This is a genomic window from Actinobacillus genomosp. 1 (assembly GCF_029774175.1).
Lineage (GTDB): Bacteria > Pseudomonadota > Gammaproteobacteria > Enterobacterales > Pasteurellaceae > Actinobacillus.
Window position 1 is genome coordinate 1,640,884 of record NZ_CP103834.1, and the last position, 21,293, is coordinate 1,662,176.

At 37.7% G+C, this 21,293-nt stretch carries 20 protein-coding genes and 1 pseudogene; 7 read left to right on the plus strand and 14 right to left on the minus strand.

The annotated features are described in order from the left end of the window. Positions 1–114: 114 nt before the first annotated feature. From rpoD to NYR63_RS07635, 12 genes are all read right to left on the minus strand, one after another. The gene (gene rpoD, locus NYR63_RS07580; RefSeq protein ID WP_279456991.1) at positions 115–1,974 is read right to left on the minus strand and encodes an RNA polymerase sigma factor RpoD; all 1,860 of its coding nucleotides are present in this window, start codon (positions 1,972–1,974) and stop codon (positions 115–117) included. 104 nt (positions 1,975–2,078) lie between these two features. After that, positions 2,079–3,821 carry a DNA primase gene (gene dnaG, locus NYR63_RS07585; RefSeq protein WP_279456992.1) on the minus strand — a complete coding sequence of 581 codons (1,743 nt, stop codon included), beginning with the start codon at positions 3,819–3,821 and terminating at the stop codon, positions 2,079–2,081. A gap of 178 nt (positions 3,822–3,999) precedes the next feature. Further along, positions 4,000–4,215: a 30S ribosomal protein S21 gene (gene rpsU / locus NYR63_RS07590; protein WP_005598703.1), complete on the minus strand. Its 216-nt coding sequence runs from the start codon at positions 4,213–4,215 to the stop codon at positions 4,000–4,002. Positions 4,216–4,434: 219 nt separating this feature from the next. Beyond that, on the minus strand, positions 4,435–5,508 hold the full coding sequence (gene rfbB, locus NYR63_RS07595) for a dTDP-glucose 4,6-dehydratase (RefSeq protein ID WP_279456993.1): 1,074 nt from the start codon (positions 5,506–5,508) through the stop codon (positions 4,435–4,437). Positions 5,509–5,591: 83 nt separating this feature from the next. Continuing rightward, a complete protein-coding gene (gene wbaP, locus NYR63_RS07600; RefSeq protein ID WP_279456994.1) occupies positions 5,592–7,010 on the minus strand; it encodes an undecaprenyl-phosphate galactose phosphotransferase WbaP in 1,419 nt (472 codons plus the stop codon). An 18-nt stretch (positions 7,011–7,028) separates the two neighbouring features. Then, positions 7,029–7,802 (minus strand): DUF4422 domain-containing protein, encoded by a 774-nt coding sequence (locus NYR63_RS07605; protein ID WP_279456995.1) that lies wholly within the window; start codon positions 7,800–7,802, stop codon positions 7,029–7,031. Between the two features lie 5 nt (positions 7,803–7,807). Further along, complete coding sequence (locus tag NYR63_RS07610; RefSeq protein ID WP_279456996.1) at positions 7,808–8,731, minus strand: glycosyltransferase family 2 protein; 924 nt, start codon at positions 8,729–8,731, stop codon at positions 7,808–7,810. Next, positions 8,728–9,297, minus strand: coding sequence for a GTP pyrophosphokinase (locus tag NYR63_RS07615; protein ID WP_279456997.1), 570 nt, complete (start codon positions 9,295–9,297; stop codon positions 8,728–8,730). The genes NYR63_RS07610 and NYR63_RS07615 overlap by 4 nt, the downstream gene beginning before the upstream one ends. 62 nt (positions 9,298–9,359) lie before the next feature. Continuing rightward, positions 9,360–10,511, minus strand: coding sequence for a UDP-galactopyranose mutase (gene glf / locus NYR63_RS07620; protein WP_279456998.1), 1,152 nt, complete (start codon positions 10,509–10,511; stop codon positions 9,360–9,362). Positions 10,512–10,525: 14 nt separating this feature from the next. Then, a complete protein-coding gene (locus tag NYR63_RS07625) occupies positions 10,526–12,316 on the minus strand; it encodes a glycosyltransferase family 2 protein (protein WP_279457000.1) in 1,791 nt (596 codons plus the stop codon). Positions 12,317–12,519: 203 nt separating this feature from the next. Then, the gene (locus NYR63_RS07630) at positions 12,520–13,248 is read right to left on the minus strand and encodes an ABC transporter ATP-binding protein (protein ID WP_279457001.1); all 729 of its coding nucleotides are present in this window, start codon (positions 13,246–13,248) and stop codon (positions 12,520–12,522) included. Further along, positions 13,248–14,039, minus strand: a complete 792-nt coding sequence (locus tag NYR63_RS07635) for an ABC transporter permease (protein ID WP_279457002.1) — start codon at positions 14,037–14,039, stop codon at positions 13,248–13,250. The genes NYR63_RS07630 and NYR63_RS07635 overlap by 1 nt, the downstream gene beginning before the upstream one ends. 200 nt (positions 14,040–14,239) lie before the next feature. Between NYR63_RS07635 and erpA the strand changes: the two genes are divergently transcribed. Continuing rightward, entirely contained in the window at positions 14,240–14,581 is a 342-nt protein-coding gene (erpA, locus tag NYR63_RS07640; RefSeq protein WP_005598685.1) for an iron-sulfur cluster insertion protein ErpA, read from the plus strand. 75 nt (positions 14,582–14,656) lie between these two features. On the opposite strand, the gene NYR63_RS07645 is transcribed toward erpA, so the two are convergent. Together NYR63_RS07645 and NYR63_RS07650 are read right to left on the minus strand one after the other, a co-directional pair. Continuing rightward, a complete protein-coding gene (locus NYR63_RS07645; protein WP_279457003.1) occupies positions 14,657–15,565 on the minus strand; it encodes a 1,4-dihydroxy-2-naphthoate polyprenyltransferase in 909 nt (302 codons plus the stop codon). Beyond that, a pseudogene (locus NYR63_RS07650) lies at positions 15,565–16,258 on the minus strand (PDDEXK nuclease domain-containing protein). The gene NYR63_RS07645 and the pseudogene NYR63_RS07650 overlap by 1 nt, the downstream one beginning before the upstream one ends. A 49-nt stretch (positions 16,259–16,307) precedes the next feature. Here NYR63_RS07650 and tsaA point away from each other — a divergent pair. The 6 genes from tsaA to ilvA all read left to right on the plus strand — a co-directional run bounded on the left by tsaA (position 16,308) and on the right by ilvA (position 21,245). Then, positions 16,308–17,063 (plus strand): tRNA (N6-threonylcarbamoyladenosine(37)-N6)-methyltransferase TrmO, encoded by a 756-nt coding sequence (gene tsaA / locus NYR63_RS07655; RefSeq protein WP_279457004.1) that lies wholly within the window; start codon positions 16,308–16,310, stop codon positions 17,061–17,063. Positions 17,064–17,104: 41 nt separating this feature from the next. Further along, positions 17,105–17,821, plus strand: a complete 717-nt coding sequence (locus tag NYR63_RS07660; RefSeq protein WP_279457005.1) for an SIMPL domain-containing protein — start codon at positions 17,105–17,107, stop codon at positions 17,819–17,821. 141 nt (positions 17,822–17,962) lie between these two features. Further along, positions 17,963–18,649 (plus strand): aquaporin Z, encoded by a 687-nt coding sequence (gene aqpZ, locus NYR63_RS07665; protein WP_279457006.1) that lies wholly within the window; start codon positions 17,963–17,965, stop codon positions 18,647–18,649. Positions 18,650–18,726: 77 nt separating this feature from the next. Then, entirely contained in the window at positions 18,727–18,867 is a 141-nt protein-coding gene (locus NYR63_RS07670) for a hypothetical protein (RefSeq protein WP_279457007.1), read from the plus strand. A 132-nt stretch (positions 18,868–18,999) separates the two neighbouring features. Next, positions 19,000–19,593 carry a peptidylprolyl isomerase gene (gene slyD, locus NYR63_RS07675; protein ID WP_279457008.1) on the plus strand — a complete coding sequence of 198 codons (594 nt, stop codon included), beginning with the start codon at positions 19,000–19,002 and terminating at the stop codon, positions 19,591–19,593. A 125-nt stretch (positions 19,594–19,718) separates the two neighbouring features. Then, entirely contained in the window at positions 19,719–21,245 is a 1,527-nt protein-coding gene (gene ilvA, locus NYR63_RS07680) for a threonine ammonia-lyase, biosynthetic (protein ID WP_279457009.1), read from the plus strand. Positions 21,246–21,293: the final 48 nt, after the last annotated feature.

A 21,293-nucleotide genomic window follows, 5' to 3' on the forward strand; every position in this document is an offset into this window, starting at 1 on the left:
TTATGCTTTGGACAAGCGGTTAAATTTGTTAATTTTTTTGTAAATTCGACCGCTTGTTATAGAAACAAAAATGCCCAAGTTTCAACTCACTTGGGCATTTTTTATCACTCCATTCTAATCGTCTAAGAAACTACGTAAAGTTTCCGAACGGCTTGGGTGACGAAGTTTGCGTAATGCTTTCGCTTCAATCTGACGAATACGTTCACGCGTTACGTCAAACTGTTTACCGACTTCCTCAAGCGTGTGGTCTGTGTTCATATCAATACCGAAACGCATACGCAATACTTTTGCTTCACGCGGCGTTAAGCCTTCCAACACTTCATTCGTTGCTAAACGTAAACTTTCCGCAGTTGCCGAATCTAACGGTAATTCAAGGCTTTCGTCTTGAATGAAATCACCTAAATGTGAATCATCGTCATCACCAATCGGTGTTTCCATTGAGATAGGCTCTTTTGCAATCTTCAGCACTTTACGAATCTTATCTTCCGGCATTCCCATACGTTCCGCTAACTCTTCCGGAGTCGCCTCACGACCCATTTCTTGTAAACATTGGCGAGAAATACGGTTAAGTTTATTGATGGTTTCAATCATATGCACCGGAATACGGATAGTACGTGCTTGGTCTGCGATTGAACGGGTAATCGCCTGACGAATCCACCATGTTGCATAAGTAGAGAATTTGTAACCGCGACGGTATTCAAACTTATCTACCGCTTTCATCAAGCCAATGTTACCTTCCTGAATTAAATCTAAGAATTGTAAACCACGGTTGGTATATTTTTTCGCAATCGAGATTACTAAACGTAAGTTCGCTTCAACCATCTCTTTTTTCGCACGACGAGCTTTTAACTCACCGTTTGCGATACGACCGCCGATTTCACGGATCTGTGCCACCGTTAAACCGGTACTTTGTTCCATACGTTGTAAGTTCGCGATATTGACACGAATTTGATCAACGTAGTTAGCCAGTTTCGGGGCGGCACCTTTTTTCGCATTGATTGCTTTTTCAATCCATTCTTCCGACGTTTCGTTGCCTTGGAACAGTTTCAAGAAATCCGCTTTCTTCATTTGCGCATATTCAACCGCATAGCGTTGAATCTGACGCTCTTCCGAACGTACTTGTTTCATCATTTTTTGCATTGATTCCACAAGCAAATCGAATTGCTTCGGTACTAAACGGAACTCACGGAAAATATCCGAAAGTGCTTGAATATGCTCTCTTGATTTTTTATGGCTACGACCGTGTTTTTGAATCGCTTGTAAGGCTTTTTCGTGTTGCTCGCGTAACGCATAGAATTTTTCGCGAGCAAGTTCAGGATCGATTGAATTGTCATCACCGGTATCCGCATTGCCGTCGCTTTCTTCCTCTTCGCTTTCGTCATCGACATCCGCAACATCCGTCGCTTCTTCTTCGGCATCAAGATCAACCTCTAAATCTTCTAATGCCGCATCCGCTTGGATATTCGGATCAACAAATGCCGTAACAAGATCCGACAAACGCATCGTACCTTCTTCAACCTGTGCGTAAAAACCGATTAGCTCGGTTAAGGCTTCCGGATATTCCGCTACCGCACACTGTACTTCGTTGATACCTTCTTCAATACGCTTTGCAATATCAATTTCGCCTTCACGGGTAAGTAGCTCAACCGTCCCCATTTCACGCATATACATACGCACCGGGTCTGTGGTTCGACCTAACTCGGATTCTACGGTAGAAAGTACTTTAGTCGCTTCTTCTACGACATCTTCATCAGCGATATTTTCCGCAAGCATCAGCTCGTCGGTATCCGGAGCGGTTTCTAAAACCTTGATCCCCATATCGTTGATCATTTGAATAATATCTTCGATCTGCTCTGCATCAACCAACTCTTCCGGTAAGTGGTCATGCACTTCCGAAATCGTTAAATAGCCTTGTTCACGCCCTTGGGCAATCAGAAGTTCTAATTGAGATTGCTGTTCTAATTGTTGTTCCATAATTGTATCCGTTTTATGTGCGAGCAAAAATAGTGTTGGATTATACCATTAATTGCAATTTTCTTGATAGTTTTGCAAAAAATTTCTCAAAAATGACCGCTTAATCATTGTGCGATCAACATCACTAATTCTTGCTTTTCTTCTGCGCTTAATCCTAGCGTACGATCTTTGGCGATCAATACTTCAATCCGCTTTTCTACTAATTTTGCATAGAGAAAATCAAGCGTTTCGATAAAAGTGCTTTCAATATTTTCCGGTGTAACTAGATGATCCCAGTCGGCTAAAATTTCAAGAGTGCGGAAATTCGGTTTATCTCGCCAATGTTCCAGCAAAGCCCCCATTGATACACCCACTTTTTGTCGGCAAACATCAACCAATTCAAGTAATAACTCAAAGCCCGGTTCCTCCAACGTCTTTAAAGCGGAAATATCCGGTACAAATTTAACTAATTCTGGATTTTGTAATAACAAAGCGATAAGTAAACGCATTGGCGTTCGCTTAATTTGCGGTGTTTGAGCCTTAGTTTTTTGTGTAGATTGCACTCGGCTTGGTAACATCGCCTCTAGTTGCGCCGGATCTAAAATCCCTAATTTTTGCCCGAGAATATTGCGCAAATAAACACGTAACATCTCGCCCGGAATACGGTTAATTAGCGGTATCGCTAATGCCGCCAATTTTGATTTCCCTTCTTTACTGGAGAGATCCACTTGTGCAATCAAGGAATCAAACAAGAAATCACTGAGTGACAACGCATTTTGCAAGTAGGCTTCAAAGCCCTGCTTGCCATGCACCCGTACAAAACTGTCCGGATCTTCGCCGTCCGGCAAGAAAATAAATTTCAGCTGACGCCCGTCATGCAAATACGGCAGCGCATTTTCAAACGCTCGCCATGCCGCTTCTCGTCCGGCTCTGTCGCCGTCATAACAACAAATCACTTGTTCGGTAACACGGAACATTTGCTGAATTTGTTCGCCGGTGGTTGCCGTACCGAGTGATGCTACCACGTTATCTACCCCAAATTGCGCCAATGCGACCACATCCATATAGCCTTCGACCACAACGAGTGAAGTAGGGTTTTCGTTCTGTTGCAGTGCCTGGAATAAGCCGTATAATTCATTACCTTTATGGTAAGTCGCCGATTCCGGCGAGTTCAGATATTTAGGTCGTTCATCGCCCATTACTCGCCCGCCGAAAGCAATCACTCGTCCGCGTTTATCACGAATCGGGAACATTACTCGATTGCGAAATTTATCGTAAATTCGACCGCTATCATTTTGGGTAATCATACCCGTATCAAACAATTTCTGTACTTCATCGCGATTCGTACCGAACTTACGTAGCACCGAATCCATCGAATTATGTGCAAAACCAATCTCAAAACGATCGATGATTTCCGCTGACAGTCCACGGTTTTGTAGGTAACTTTGGCTAGGAATATCTTGGGTTAAATTTTGTTGATAAAACCGACTAATCGCTTCTAACAGCTCATATAAATTACGCTTGGTTTTGTAGCTCGCCTGAGGCTTACCGTCACGAGCCATCACATTCTCACGCGGTACTTCCAAACCTTGCATCGCGGCAAGTTCTTCAATCGCCTCGGGAAATTCCAGTTTATCGTAATCCATTAAAAAGCTAATCGCATTACCATGCGCTCCGCAACCGAAGCAGTGATAAAACTGTTTAGATTGACTGACGGTAAACGAAGGACTTTTTTCGTGATGAAACGGACAACAGGCTTGATAATCTCGTCCTGCTTTTTTGAGTTTGACCCGACTATTGATCAGCTCGACAATATCGGTACGCGCAACAAGATCATCAATAAACGAACGAGGAATTGTACCTTTCATTGATTCTCCTTGTTATAGCGGCAAGCGGTTAGATTTACGCTAAATTTTGCAAAAAATTATCAAAATTTGACCGCTTATTTACTAATAGGTTACATAGGGGTTCACTAGAAACACTAAAACCGTGATTCCAAAAGGTTTCACGGTTTTAGTTAATTTAAGCTAAGTAGCAGACTGCTAATTAGTATAAACGAGTGTTACGTGCATTTTCACGTGCATTACGTTTAGCGTGACGTTTAGCTAAAGATGCTTTTTCACGTTTACGAATTGTTGTTGGTTTTTCATAGAATTCACGAGCGCGAACTTCTGCTAATAAACCTGCTTTTTCGCAAGAGCGTTTGAAACGACGTAATGCAACGTCAAATGATTCATTTTCACGAACTTTAATTACTGGCATATGCCATCACCTCAGGAAATATATGTTTAAATAAAGTCGCACACAATTTTGGCGACATAGAACTAAAAAAGGTAGCACATTCTACCCCAGCTTACTTATAAAGTAAAGGGTAAATTCAGTAGGAACGCTATACAAATTCACACTTTTTAGACTAAAAAACAAACACAGAGACCGGTTTATTTTTAAGAAAGATCTCAAATGATCCTAACTTATCTATATTTAAATATTAAGATCCGATGCTAAACGCTCTCGGAGGTAAGAGCCGTCAAGTATAGCTTGCCACCAATCCTTATTCGCTAAATACCATTCAACGGTTTTACGTAACCCCGATTCAAAGGTTTCTTGCGGCTGCCAGCCCAAATCAGTGCAAATTTTACTCGCATCAATTGCATAACGAACGTCATGCCCCGGACGATCTTTTACATAAGTAATTAGCTCTTCGTACTTATTTATCCCATTACGTTTATTCGGCACCAATTCATCTAAGATTCGGCAAATGGCGCACACCACTTCGATATTAGTTTTTTCGTTATGCCCGCCGATATTGTAAGTTTCTCCAACCTTCCCGTCACATAACACTTTATAAAGCGCACGTACGTGATCTTCGACAAATAGCCAATCTCGAATTTGTAAACCGTTTCCATACACAGGTAACGGTTTTCCTTCAAGTGCATTTAAAATCATTAAAGGAATAAGTTTTTCCGGAAATTGAAAAGGACCGTAATTATTAGAACAGTTTGTCACTAATATCGGCAAACCGTAAGTACGAAACCAAGCTCGAACCAAATGATCGCTCGATGCTTTCGAGGCTGAATAAGGGCTGGAAGGTGCGTAAGGCGAAGTTTCCGTAAATAGCCCCTCACCGTTACCTAAATCACCATAAACTTCATCGGTTGAAATATGATGGAAACGAAAATTTTGCTTTTTATCTAAGGGCAAATCTGACCAATATCGACGACTTGCTTCCAGTAACGTATAAGTACCGATAATGTTGGTTTGCATAAACGTCGCCGGCCCGCCAATCGAGCGATCAACGTGGCTCTCCGCTGCGAGGTGCATAACCGCATCCGGTTGATATTTGCAAAAAAGTTGCGAAATTCGACCGCTATCACAAATATCCACTTGCTCGAAATGATAGCGTGAACTTTTACTCTCATTTTTCAATGAGGCGAGGTTTCCTGCATACGTCAGTTTATCGAGATTAACTACAACACAGTCGGTATGCTTAATAATATAACGTATGAGAGCAGAACCGATGAAGCCCGCTCCGCCGGTAATAAAGACTGTTTTCATAAGCCCGTACCTATTTGAAGATATACTTCTGAATTATCGGGAACAAGAAAAAGCAGAAAGAAAATCTTTCTGCTCTTAAAAGATTAGTAAGCACCCGCTCTCTTCCGAACGGCTGTAATTGTTTTAAAAAGAATCGCAATATCGTTCCATAATGACCAGTTTTTCACATACCAAGAATCAAAATAAACACGCGTATCATAGTCCACATCGTTACGACCGCTTACTTGCCATAACCCGCTCATACCCGGTTTCGCCATTAGATAATAATCCAAATTATCTTTATAATACGCTAATTCATCAGAAACTACCGGGCGAGGACCGACCAAACTCATCTGTCCGACCAAAACATTAAATAATTGCGGTAATTCGTCTAAACTGGTTTGGCGAATAAAAGCGCCTATTTTCGTCACTCTAGGATCATTCTTCAATTTAAAATCTTTTTCCCATTCCGCCTTTGCAGCTTCATCACAAGCAAGCAAATCATGTAATACCTGATCCGAATTGACTACCATAGAACGAAATTTTAAACATTTAAACGGTTTACCGTTTTTCCCTATACGAAGATGACCGTAAATAGCATTTCCGCCGTCTTTTTTAATCGTAAAATAAAGCCATAACAAAATAGGAGATGTTAATAAGATCAATAAAATAGAACCGACAATATCCATTGTACGTTTTAATACTCTCGAAGATCTTTTTGCCAGGTTATTGTTTACACGCAATAACATCACTTCATAACTAAACAAAAACGACATATCCGTACTATACAGAGGTAAACCGCGTAAAGTAGGAATGACAGATACCGAACGATAGCATTGTTTGGATAAATATCTTAGCCAACTATCTCGTTGATCGTTTTCGTAATCTTCCAAGGCAACAATAAATTGATCGGACTTCTTCGTAACCAATTCCCATAAACTCTGACGTGTTTCATTAATAATAGGTACGCCTAACTTATCTAAATCGGGGTGCTTATCCAAAGCAACAAAGTATTTAACTTTAAAGCCTAAATACGGCTCACTGACCAGAGCATGATAAGCGTCTATCGCATTCTTCCCTCCGCCGATAATAATCGTATCTTTCAGATATAGCTTGGTTTTAATTAAATAATTTTTAACCAGAACACGCCCTAAAGGCACGATAATTAAAGAAATCGTCCAAGTTAAGACCCATAAATAACGGGAAAAATAAAGTTTGGAAAATGCAATGGTTGCCAATTCAACAACCGCTAAAATAGTAAGCGTTCTAATAACCTCTTTTAACTCGAACCAGAAAGGTTTACGATAAGTATAATGTCTTAATCTCAGTGCAAACCAAGACACACATACAATCGCAAGAAACAGATGAATCAGCAACCTATCGTTAATCTGTTCCATAGGAAAATATTTATTTAGATCTCCCGTCCATAAATTTAATAATTCTAAGGACAATAAAAAAGAGAAATAAAATAATATGAAATCAGTAAATGCAAGAATATATTTACACAAAATCTGCTTTTTCATTCTAATATTCCCAATCTCTTATTTAGATCTTTTTAAAAATTTTCTTTTTAAAAGTCCTATTACTTTCAAAAGAATTTTCTCTTTTTCTAAAGTTATCACCTTAATTTCTTTTTTAGATAACTTATTCTTTAATAACCAGACATTAAATAAACGTTCCGCCAAAAAACCGAACACTCTTTTTTGGTAATTATCATAACCGCTAATATCAATTAGTTTTTCTAATTTAAACAAAATAGCAAATAACCAAGCACAATATTGTTCAAAATATTCTCTTTTCAGTACAAACATATTAAACAAATGTAATGAATCACTAGACATTACTTGTTCAAAAGCAGTGACGTACTCCGGAAAATCCCGCTCAATAATTTTTTTAGTTAAATCCAAATCTTTAATATAATGTGCATTTTTATAATGACTATAAACGCTCTCAATATAATAATTTCTCTTTTTCGCTACAACGGCATCATATTTAACTAAATAAGACAATAATTCATTTTCTGAGGCAATTCTTTTACCTTTTAACAGAATGTCCGAGCCTTTAAAATAACGGCGATAATGTACTAAACCGACATAATCGTTTTCTGCAAAGGCATCGTTTTTCCATGCCCAATACAATGCGGTTAATTCACAAAACGAACCGTTTTTTACTGAAATATTATCACCCGTATCATCACCTTGAATAGCTAATTGCTGTCGATGTAATGCTTTTCCGACATAAATCGGTACATAACAAGCCGTATTAGGAAATTCATAGTTTTTATGGGTTGCAATTAGAATTTTAACTCTGCTCATAATTTTTATAAGTATTCTCTATGATGGGAAAAATTCTTTGTTAAACCATGCCAAATGCCTCTTATACCGATTTTTAATTTAGTTATATTCGGCTTAGTAAATAGGAAAAACCAACATACTTTAATACAAAATAAGACTGAAATTAAACTTCCTTTATAATCCAAAAGATTACGAATATTATTTCGACACATACAATAGAGCTTTAATTTAGATTCGGTATCATTAAATTTTAATAAATTAAAAAACATTGGCGTACCTAACGTTAGCTCCTTCGGATGATAAAATTTAGAAGATGTTACGGTAAATATCTTAAACCCAGATCTTCTAGCTCTCCAAGTATATTCCATATCATCGCCCCAAATAAAATAATCAGCTTTAGGGAAGCCTATTTCCTCTACCATCTTTCTCGAAAATAAAATACCGTTAAACGGCATCACAATATCAGGAATAATATTATTTTTTGTTGCTGTTTCTACATCAGCTAAAGTCGTTAAGACCTTTTTACTATTCGGTAAGCGTAATGTAAACGTAAGTTCTTCAGGATTCTTATTATTTAATACTAAAGGACCAATATAGTTATCTTCATTAGCATACGGCATTAACTCGGCTAAACTGTCCTTAGCCGGTAAACCGTCATCATCCATTAACCAAATATAGTCAAACTGACGCTGATAAGCAAACTCAATGCCAGCGTAAAAGCCACCCGCACCACCTTGATTCGTATCTAAAGTCACAAGAGTAAATTTATCGTTATCTAACCAACCGTTACTTCGCAAAAAATCCACTGTTCCATCCGTACTGGCATTATTGACCACTACAATATGAGCAAGAGGATAACTTTGAGTTTGCAAGGCCTGCAGGCAATTCAATAATAATTCTTTGCGATTATAAGTAACTACCACCGCACAAATGGATTTTTCTATAATCATTTTATGTTATTCACAAAATTACGTTTATATTTTATATGACTCTGAATATTTTTTTCCGCATCTTTCTTATCCCATATTTGTAATTCCCAAGGATAAAAAAAATTGCTCGCATTTTTAAAATAAACATGAATTCCCACATATTCATCTTTATCTCTTAAATACCAATTTTTTAAACCGTATTTTTCTTGCCAATCGTCTAACGATTCCATAATTAATGCAATATCTTCACTAGATACAATAATTCTGGCACCAAAAATATCGTTTAAAATACTATTAACCGGATATCCTTCGTTTCGCTGTTTAAACCGTTCTATTTTATCTAAGATAGATTCTGACGTTTTAACACGGTAAAAATAAGGTACATCATATAAATTAGCACGATATAAATAATCATTAATTGATTCATGAAGATTTAAACGATAGGCTAAAATATGTTCTGTCGGGACTTTAGAGAATGTATGTTTTAAATTTACTTTCTCTATCTTACCTGTTTCAAAATAATCATTTGAGAAAGAAAGATGGAGTTTATTTATTTCATCTATTAAACGCTCAATTTTTTCTAACATCGCATTCTCCAATAAAAACCGCTTATAATAATTATTACAAGCGGTCTATTTTCTAAAGAATTTTACACATCCATATTTACATAGAACGGTTTTAAATTCTTATTACTCGCTAATGATTGTTTAATCTCATCAACGGTTTCTAATGCTTCCTTAATGGTTACATCCATATCTAAATAACGATATGTCCCTAAACGTCCGACAAAAGTTACTTGCGTTTCTTTGTTTGCTTTTTCAACATACTGTTGCAATAAGGCTTTATCTTTCACTAAACGAATAGGATAGTATGGAATATCATTTTCTTCGCATAAACGGCTAAATTCACGATAGCAAATCGTTTTTTCGTGATTCTCCCACGGTGCAAAGTGTTTGTGTTCCGAAATACGCGTATATGGAACTTCTTCATCGCCATAGTTAATTACTGCATTACCTTGGAAATCACCTTCAGTACGGAACGCTTCAAAATCTAACGTACGATAACCTAGACGGCCTAGCTCAAATCCAAAATAAGCATCTAACGGACCCGACCAAAAAATATGATCGAATTCTTCTTTCATACTTTCAACAAATGGGGTCGCTAACCGTACTTCAATATTCTCGTGTTTCAGAATATTTTCTACGATAACGGTATAACCGTCCTTCGGCATACCTTGGAATTTATGCGCAAAGTAATTATCGTCATAATTAAAACGCACCGGTAAGCGTTTTAAGATACTTGCCGGTAATTCTTTCGGCTCTACGCCCCATTGTTTTTTAGTATAGCCGTAGAAAAACGCTTTATATAAATCACGCCCTACAAAACGCATCGCTTGTTCTTCAAACGTTTGCGGATCGGTAATCGACATATCCGCTTGGCTTTCAATTAATGCTTTTGCCTCACTCGGCGAACACGTTTTACCAAAGAACTGGTTAATCGTATGTAAATTAATCGGCAACGAATACACAGCCCCTTGGCTAATTGTTTTTACTCGATTAACAAACGGCATCCACTCACCAAATTGATTCACATAATTCCACACACGTTCATTATCAGTATGGAAAATATGCGGACCGTAAATATGCACCATTACATTCGTTTCGGCATCACGTTCAGAGTAGCAGTTTCCCGCCACATGATTACGTTGATCAATTACCGTTACTTGATAACCTTGCTCTGCAAGCTCACGTGCAATAACCGCATTTGAGAAGCCAGCGCCGACTAGGAGAAATTTTTTCATAAGACCTACTTATATTATTTATGTTTAAAAATTTTATTCCAATAATCCTCATTAAATTGAGTATTATTCATATATTCAACAATTTTAGGATATTCTTTTCTTACATCTTTCATAGTCTTCCTCAATTCATTAAAAAGTCGAAGACTTTCTTTGAATGAATATTCACAATAGTAACCAATATTACCATCAGAGTTATATAAAAAATATTTTTTATATGAATATACAATAGGAAAGTTTCCATTATGCATAGAAAGTAAAGGTATTTTATTATTTTTTAATGTACTTTTTTTCCAAGGTAATGCCAGTCTAAACAGGCTAATTAATAATTTTATATATTTTTTATTACCTCTAGGAAAATATGATTTCTCCCTCTCAAAATAAATATCTATATCACTAGTTATACCTTGTAATTTAGGAGTAAATTCTCTACCTAATTTTACAGGATAATCACCATTTCCAGATAATACAAATTCAGGAGAAAGCATATCTTTATATTTCAATGAATCTTGCAATGCTTTAATTCTAATTTCTGCTCTCTTATAATCCCACATTAAAATATCTCTAACTATTAATTGAAAAGTACGCTTAAATGAAGACTTCATCTGTTTTTCAGAAATATTTAAGAAAGCAAATGCATGAATTTCATTTTTCATACTTAGATAATCTGTCATAAATAAATGGCGTTTAATAGAGAAATCTTCATGCCATACAAATATAGTTGGAAAAACTGAAAGCTTAACCCCATGTTTTTGTAAATATAATGATGAACAGATATCATCCCATTTGAAGAAGAAATTTGGTAATATGGGAGTTTCTTTAACCTCTGCCATATAGAACCACCATCCACTGAAATCAGGATTTCCTTCCGAATATAAAGCATTATATTGTTCGCTATTTAAATCTGATAAATAATCACCATCATTAATTGCAGTAAAGAAACGGTTTACTTCCCATGGTAAACGCCCACCTTGCTCATGAATTTTATCTTTCTTCGTAAAATGCAACATCATTCCACCATAGGCTTTTTTATCTTGTGAAATCTGTGCAATAGCTAAAGCTCTAAATACAATTTCTGGAGACAATAAAATATCATCATCCATGAAAAGGATATAATCCGTATTACTATGATGTGCCTCTAACAAACCTCTCATGAAGCCACCAGTTCCACCTAGATTAGCTTGAGAAATCAATAAGAATTTCTCTGATTCAACAAAATCGCTATACTTTAGTGTACTCCCATTATCTACAACAATTGCTCTAAATTTAAAGTTATCTAATGGCTTATATTCCAATAATGAATTAACATTATTCGTTACATATTGCTCTTTCTTAAATGTAGTAATACTTAAATCAACCGTTTTTTCTGATACTATATCATCTTCCACAGCCCATTCAGCACCATGAATAACAAGTTTATTCCGAGTACTAATTTCAAAAGAATAACGTTTCGTACCAGCTTCTAAATAAAAAGGACCTAAGATAATCTCTCCTTTAGAAATACAATCATTTGATTGATAAACTATATCATTATTCCATTGTGTTTTTCTGAATACTTTTAACGAGCTAAGATTACCTTCTATGTTAAGCTTTAGATATACACTTCTAGCTTTAGTATTTAAAAAGAAATGTTCCGCAGGGAAACTATTAAAAATTCCTAAAAAATTTATTTTTGTTTCACCATCAAAACTATCAATAGTGATATTGTTATTCTTATGAGAATACGTATAATCTTTACCATCAATTTGATAAAACATATGTTCAGGTAAGGATGAGAAATTAAATATTACATTTTGAACTGTAAACATTTATAAAAGCCTCTTCTATTAAATTAAATCATGCGATAAATTATCGCTTTTAAAAAGCATCTTTCACAATAAACTTATTCCGTCCACCTAGTACTTTCGTCAATAGCCGAATTTTATAGTTAATTATTTAAAGACGAATATTATTACACTTATATTCAGTACAGAATCATTATCATTTTAAAAAATGTCTAGTAGGTTTTCTATTAATCTTCATAAAGCGGAATCACATCTTCCGCTTTTCCGCAAGCTCTTACTACCCCCTTATCAATCCAAATCACGTTTTGACAAAGCTCCTTTACTTGATCAATAGAGTGAGAAACGAATAATAAGGTTGTACCACCGGAAAGCATTTCTTCCATTCTTCTTTTGCATTTTTCTTGGAATGCCGCATCACCTACGGCTAGAACCTCATCAACAATTAAAATTTCCGGTTTAACAATAGTCGCCACGGCAAAGCCAAGACGAGCCGCCATACCGGATGAGAAATTTTTAAGCGGTACGTCAATGAAATCTTGTAACTCTGCAAACTCAATAATTTCATCGAAATGCTGCTCCATAAAGGCCTTTTTATGCCCTAATAAAGCACCGTTTAAATAAATATTTTCTCTTGCGGTTAATTCACCGTCAAATCCTGCACCGAGCTCAATCAGCGGAGCAATATTGCCATTGACTTCAACCGTGCCTTTATAAGGCTTTAAAATACCGCAGATAAGTTTCAATAAAGTGGACTTACCTGATCCGTTAGTACCGATAAGCCCCCAGGATTCGCCTCTTTTTACTTCAAGATTTACATCTTTTAATGCTAAAAACTCTTGGAACATTAGTTCACCTTTTAGCATTTTAATTACATATTCTTTTAAACCATTGTAATTCTCAGTCGATTTATTAAAACGAACTGTTGCATTGGTTACTTTGATTACTGTGTCTTTCATTAGATATATAAAATAAATTCGTCTTGTTTTTTGTTGAAATACCATGCTCCTAAAATAAGCACTAATATCGCAACCCCAGTACCCATAAAAATAGAACCTGCTTCAGGAAATTTTGCATAAAGTACAATATCCCTGAATTGTTCAATATACCAATACATTGGATTAGCTGTTTTATATAATGTTTGATACTCTTCCGGAATAATTGTTACAGGGTAAAAAAGCGGTGTTAAATACATCCACATTGAAACAAAAACTCCCCATAAATATTGAATATCCCTAAAGAAAACGGTAATTGCCGCTAACCATAAACCAAGTCCTAAACTAAATAAAAAAACTTGTAAAATGATAAAAGGGAAAAATAATAAATTCCAAGAAAACTCTGCTTGGGTATAAAGCATTACCAGTAATAATGCGCCGAGTGAGAAAAGTAAATTAACGAGCGAACTGCCTACTTTTGACATCGTAAAAATATATTTAGGTACATAGGTTTTTTTTAGTAACGAAGCATTTCCGGTAACAGACCAAACCGCATTATTTGTTGCCTCCGTCATGAAACTAAAAATAACTTGTCCTGAAATGAGATAAAGCGGAAAATTAGGGATATCGAATCTAAATAAATTAGAAAAGACGATAACTAACACCATCATCAGCATTAACGGATTTAAGATGCTCCATAAGTATCCTAAATAGCTACGTCTATATTTTAATTTTACATCACGAACAACAAGCTGCTTAAGCAGCTCATCAAAGGCGAAAAAACGCTCAATCTTGCCAGCAATAGCCTTTATCATTAATATTTACCTTTACTAAATTAAATAACCTTCTTAATCAGTAGGTTATAGTTGATATTCCGAGTTAAATCTTTGCGAATGATACCAGTATTTCCAGATGCATACAAAGGATTTACGAGGAGCGATAGGATTTATCCTATTGCCCTCTCCCCTAGATTGGTAGATAATGCACAATTATTTTGGTTTTTGTAGGAAATAAAATGAGCGATATTCAAATTCCTCTTATCTTTACCGACGCAGCGGCGAAGAAAGTTAAGAGTTTAATCGAGGGCGAGGATAACCCGAATCTTCGTTTACGAGTATATATTACGGGTGGCGGTTGTAGCGGTTTCCAATACGGTTTTACTTTCGATGACCAAATCAATGAAGGCGATTTAACCATTGAAAATCAAAATGTCGGTTTAGTGGTTGATCCAATGAGTCTGCAATACTTAATCGGTGGAACGGTAGATTATACCGAGGGCTTAGACGGTTCTCGTTTTGTGGTGCAAAACCCTAATGCAAGTTCAACTTGCGGTTGCGGTTCATCCTTTAGTATTTGAAAATATTCTTACAAAAAAGACCGCTTGTTTGCGATTATCACTCAAACAAGCGGTCTTTTTTACCCTAAATTTGCCCTAACCTAAAAAAATTCCTAAGCTAAATAAAAGGTTAGTAATTAGTGCTAATCCTGCCATTTGTCCTAAAATCGGGCGTAATTCAATCGGATCTTGGTGACGATAGACAAACGAACCGTGTTTAGCAAGTAACGGGACGGCAAGTAAAAATAAGTAGCTGTACCAATGTTGAAATTCGCTGATGGCAAAAATCAGATAAGAAATGACCGCTAATACTAATAATACGACATGATAAATCCGCCCGTTTTGACTACCGATACGGACAATCAGAGTATTTTTACCGGCTTGTTTGTCTTGGTTAATATCACGTAGGTTATTGATATTTAATACCGCCACCGATAATAAACCGCAGCCGAAAGCAGGAATAAAAATCATTGCCGGAATACTATGAGCTTGTAAATAGAATGTGCCGATAACCGCGACAAATCCAAAAAAGATCAGTACGAATAAATCACCTAATCCTAAATAACCATAGGCTTTTTTGCCAACCGTATAGGTAATTGCCGCTATAATCGAAATAACACCTAAACTGATAAACACTACTATATCTTTCACAGATTGATAAGCGTAAACCGTCAGTCCTACACCGGCGATAAAGGATAAAACACTGAGCAGAATGACGGCATTTCTTAATTGCCCGCCGGTAATTGCACCGTGCTGAATCGCTCGTAACGGCCCTATTCGTTCCTTTGTGTCGGAGCCTTTAATATGATCACCATAGTCGTTAGCAAAATTAGATAGAATTTGTAATAAAATGGTGGTGATAAAAGCAAGTAACGTAGTAATTAGATCAAAATGTCCGGACCAATAGGCAAGTGCCGAACCTACAATAATAGACGCTAAAGCTAAGGGTAATGTTCTTGGGCGAGCCGTAGTAAACCAAATTGAAAAGGCGGAGTGTTTATCCATTAATGATGTTCTTCCTGTTTTTGTGTAAATTGTTGAATCTCTTTCTGAACTTCTTCTAAAAGTCGTTGCTCACTCGGTAGATAGAGTTGATATTGACTTGCATAAATTTGTTGCTGATGTTCAGGGAGCGTAAATTTTACCACAGCATCGTTTTTATGCGTACAAAGTAAAATGCCGATTGTAGGTGTTTCATGCGGTAGCTTTTCAACCCGATCAAAATAATTCACATACATTTGTAATTGTCCGATATCTTGATGTGTTAATTTATGCGTTTTAATTTCAACTAACACGAAACACTGTAACAAGCGATTATATAATACTAAATCGACAAAAAATTCATCGCCTTCAATATGTAATCGCTTTTGACGAGCAACAAAAGAAAAACCATTGCCAAGCTAATTGCGTCCGCAGTGCGGACACAATTGGGAATGTACGATAAAACTGACGATAACGTTCTAATTGTCTTTTAGAAAATCCGCTGCCATATTCGGGTCCTAATTGTGCGGCAAGTGATTTAATTAAATATTTTCCATATTCGGCTCGTTCTTTTTCTTGTTGTTCTTCTTTAAATATACGTTCTCCGATATGCCAATACATAATGACTCGCTGAAAATCAACCGAACGAATCGCCTGCTCACGAGCCCGATGAATAATGCTTTTAATATCGCTAACAATAAGTGGATTTGCTAACATAATTGTCTCCTTTCATGATTTTTAATTTTATTGTAAATAAATACAGCTGATGATTTTACCACAATTAACCTTATTTACTATAGGGATTATTCATAGCCCCTATGACGAAAAATTTTCCGTTCCCCGCCAAGCAAATCTCGTACAGGAAGGTAAAGGAATCTTAGAGTTACTTCCGCCGTATAATTCGCCCGATGCGATAAGAGGTATCGAACAATTCAGCCATTTATGGCTGATTTTCCAATTCCATCAAATTCCCGAACGAGAATGGCATGCAACGGTACGTCCACCTCGTTTAGGCGGAAATGAACGTATCGGGGTATTTGCCAGCCGAGCGACACATCGTCCGAATCCTATCGGTTTATCTAAGGTTAGATTAGAGGGAGTGGAGATAAGTAATGGAAAAGTATTCCTTAAATTAGGTAGTGTTGATTTGGTGAACGGTACGCCGATTTTGGATATTAAGCCCTACATTGCGTATGCAGATAGCGAACCTGATGCAGATTCCGGCTTCGCACAAACTAAACCACAAGCAAAACTCGAAGTGGAATTTTCCGAACGAGCGTTACAAGCGGTCGGATTTTGCCGGAATTTTGCAAAATTCGGTATTGAGCAGCCACTCACTTTTATCCGGAATGTTATTGAGCAAGACCCTCGTCCGGCTTATCAGCAAGGGAAAATATCAGAACGAATCTATGGTATGCATCTTGCCGGCTATAATATCCGTTGGACGATTTGCACACAAAATGTCAATAAAGCGATTGTATTAGAGATTGAAAATGAACTTAATCGGGAAATATCTCTCTAAGCAAGCACTTTGAGCAATGCTCATCATCGCAAGGAATTCTCATGAAATTATCCAAAGCCTTTATTATTTTACCGTTGATCGCCGCAAACTTAGCCATTGCGTCAGAATCTCTAGCAGAAAAGCAAGCTACAACAGGTTCTACTTTTGAATTTTCGACAGAAGTGCGTCGAGAAGTGGAAAAAGATTTAATGCAAGCGACCGTATTTAGCCGTAAGACCGGCAAGTCTTTAGCCGAATTAAAGAAATCCGTTTCAAAAAACTTAAATCAAACGCTTGAGAGTGCCAAGCAATACTCTACAATTCAGGTAGAAGCCGATGGGATTAGAAACATCGTGAATTATACAAACGATGGCAAAATTGACGGCTGGATAGCTGAAGGTCGAATTCATTTAAGAAGTAAAGATTTTGAATCAATGGCAAAAGTCTTAGAAAACTTAGGTTCGGAAATAGCAATAGACGATATTTATTTTAGTATTTCACCTGAAAAAATTGCCGCTTTAGAAGATGAAATGACATTGGATATTATCAAACAATTCCAGCATAAGGCCGAAGTGATTCAAAAAGGGTTAAATCTTAAAAATTATCAATTAACCAATATAAGACTTGACACACCGAATGGTGAAGAAACCCATTTTAATACCAGACCTTTAGCCACTATGGCAAAATCAGCCGATGTATTTGAAAAAGAGCATCTTTCTCTTGAAGCGGGTAAAGCGACTATTTCAGCTCGGGCATCGGGGCAAATCAAATTCGAGTAAATATCATTTTACTCACCGGTTCGAAAAGAGTGTTTAATTTCTTAAAACTATTAAGCATTCTTGGCGATAAACTATCGAAAGATAGTTATTGGAAAGCACTGACACATTAGTGTCGTTTAATTTACTTTTAAGGAAACAAGAATGAAAAAATATTTCGCCGAGTTTTTCGGTACATTTTGGTTAGTATTTGGCGGCTGCGGTAGCGCAGTGTTAGCGGCAGGTATTCCTGAGTTAGGTATTGGCTATGCAGGCGTATCACTTGCATTCGGTTTAACCGTATTAACTATGGCTTATGCAGTAGGCCATATTTCGGGCGGTCACTTTAACCCGGCCGTTTCGATCGGCTTATTAGTTGGAGGCCGTTTTAATGCAAAAGATTTAGTGCCTTATATCGTGGCACAAGTTGTTGGTGCGATTGCAGCGGCAGCGGTGTTATACACGATTGCTTCGGGTGCGGCAGGTTTTGATGTAACCGCCGGTTTTGCAAGTAACGGTTTTGCGGAACATTCTCCACACGGCTATTCAATGGCTGCGGCACTTGTAATTGAAGTGGTATTAACCGCATTCTTCTTAATTATCATTATGGGAGCAACCGACAAACGTGCACCGGCCGGTTTTGCACCGATTGCGATCGGCTTAGGCTTAACGTTAATTCACTTAATTTCGATTCCGGTAACCAATACTTCGGTAAACCCGGCTCGTTCAACCGGTGTTGCCTTATTCCAAGGCTCTTGGACGATTGAACAACTATGGTTATTCTGGGTAGCACCGATTTTAGGTGCAATTATCGGTGCGTTAGCTTATCGCTTTATTGCTGAAGAAAAATAAGCTTTAACTTCATATCATTTATAATGCAGTTCTCCCTCGGTAGAGCTGCATTTTATCTGTAACACAACGGGATAAATATGAAATCGCTGTTTAGAATCTTTGTTATCGCAATATGCAGTAGTGCATTAAGCGGTTGTTTAGTCACTTCCGTTGTAGGCGGTGTAGTCGGTACTGCTGTTGATGTAGTGGATACGGTTACACCGGATATTACCGATTAAGTTTGCAAATTTCGTGCAAAATCAGACCGCTTGTTTGAACAAAGCGGTCATTTTATTTCTATTCTTTGCAAATCTGCGATAAACCGCTACAATGAATCGTATTTTTACCTAAATAGAAAAAAGGAATCCTTAATGAAAATCGCAAAAAATGTTGTTCCAAGCATTGCTTACCAAGTTCGCACACAAGACGGCGTGTTAGTTGATGAAGCACCGGTAAACCAACCGTTAGAATATTTACACGGTCATAATAATCTTGTTGAAGGTTTAGAAAAAGCACTTGAAGGCAAAGCGGTAGGCGATGTTTTTGAAGTTCGCGTTAAACCGGAAGAAGGTTACGGCGAATACAATGAAAACATGGTTCAACGTGTACCGAAAGATGTATTTATGGGCGTTGATGAATTAGAAGTCGGTATGCGTTTTATCGCCGATACCGATTTAGGTCCGTTACCGGTTGTTATCACTGAAGTGGACGGTGACGAAGTAGTGGTTGATGGTAACCATATGTTAGCCGGTCAAGAGTTATTATTCTCTGTTGAAGTGGTAGCAACCCGTGAAGCGACATTAGAAGAAATCGCACACGGTCATATTCATTCCGGTCATGAACACGAAGGTTGCTGCGGCGGCCACGGTGAAGAAGGCGGCTGCGGATGCGGCGGTCATGATCATCATCACGACCACGATCATCACCATGGACATGGCGGTTGCGGCTGTGGCGGTCACCACTAATCTTTAGTTATTTCATTTTGGCGCAAGCGTTATCGCTTGTGCCTTTTTAGTTTTTCTTCAAACAATAACCTGACGTACCCTTCAATACGCCGATATAAAAGTATAATAAAATACAGAGCAGTGTTATGAGCAATCCGACAATTCAATCCGGCACCGATTATTTGCGTGCAATCCTCAGTTCCAATATCTACGACCTAGCGCAAGTTACCCCGCTTCAAAAAATGGAAAAACTCTCCGAGCGTTTAGGCAACCAAATTCTTATCAAACGTGAAGACCGCCAACCGGTACATAGTTTCAAATTGCGTGGCGCATTTGCCATGATTTCCAATCTCTCGGCAAGCCAAAAAGCCGCCGGTGTGATTACCGCCTCGGCAGGAAACCACGCTCAAGGTGTGGCACTTTCATCAAAACACTTAGGACTTCGTGCATTAATCGTTATGCCGCAAAATACGCCAGCAATTAAAGTCGATGCGGTACGAGGGTTCGGTGGAGAAGTCTTACTATTCGGTGCCAATTTTGATGAGGCGAAAGCCAAAGCATTAGAACTTTCTACAGAGTTGGGGATGACTTTCGTACCACCGTTCGATCACCCGATGGTGATTGCCGGACAAGGTACGATCGGTATGGAATTAGTACAGCAAAGATCAGATTTAGATTATGTATTCGTACCGGTCGGAGGCGGCGGTTTAGCCGCCGGTATTGCGGTATTAATTAAGCAAATTCTACCGAATGTAAAAGTGATTGGCGTTGAATCAAAAGATTCCGCTTGTTTGCAACATGCCTTAAAAGTCGGCAAACCGGATAACTTGGAACGTGTCGGCTTATTCGCAGACGGTATTGCAGTAAAAAGAATCGGTGACGAAACCTTCCGTTTATGTCAGCAATATATTGACGAAGTGGTACTGGTCGATAACGATCAGATTTGTGCGGCAATGAAAGATATTTTTGAAAACGTACGTGCGGTTGCAGAACCTTCCGGTGCGACTTCATTAGCCGGCTTAAAAAAATATGTGAAAGAACACCAACTTGAAGGCAAAAACTTAGCTTGTGTGCTTTCCGGTGCGAACCTGAATTTCCATACGTTACGTTATGTTTCGGAACGTTGTGAAATCGGCGAAAAACATGAAGCCTTATTAGCGGTAACCATTCCTGAACAAAAAGGCAGTTTTTTAAAATTCTGTGAGATTTTAGGCAATAGAGCGGTCACCGAATTTAACTATCGACACACAGATGATAATAAGGCGTGTATTTTCGTTGGGGTTCGTATTACCGGCAGCGCGGAAAAAGCGGATATCATTCGCGATCTACAACAGCACAATTATAACGTAGCGGATCTTTCGGATGATGACATTGCTAAAACGCATATTCGTTATATGGTCGGCGGTCGTCCTAATAGCATTACCAGTGAGCAACTTTATAGCTTCGAATTCCCTGAGCAAAAAGGCGCATTATTAAAATTCCTCCAAACACTGACCGATTGGGATATTTCGTTATTCCATTATCGTGCGCACGGGGCGGATTACGGTGATATTCTTGCCGCATTTACATTGGATGAAAGCGATAAACATCGTCTTAATCAACATTTGGATCAACTCGGTTATCGTTATCAAAATGTCACGGATAGCTTGGCATATCAGTACTTTTTAAAATAAGTGCTAGGAATTATCGGTTAAATTGACTGTCTAACGGGCAGTTTTTAC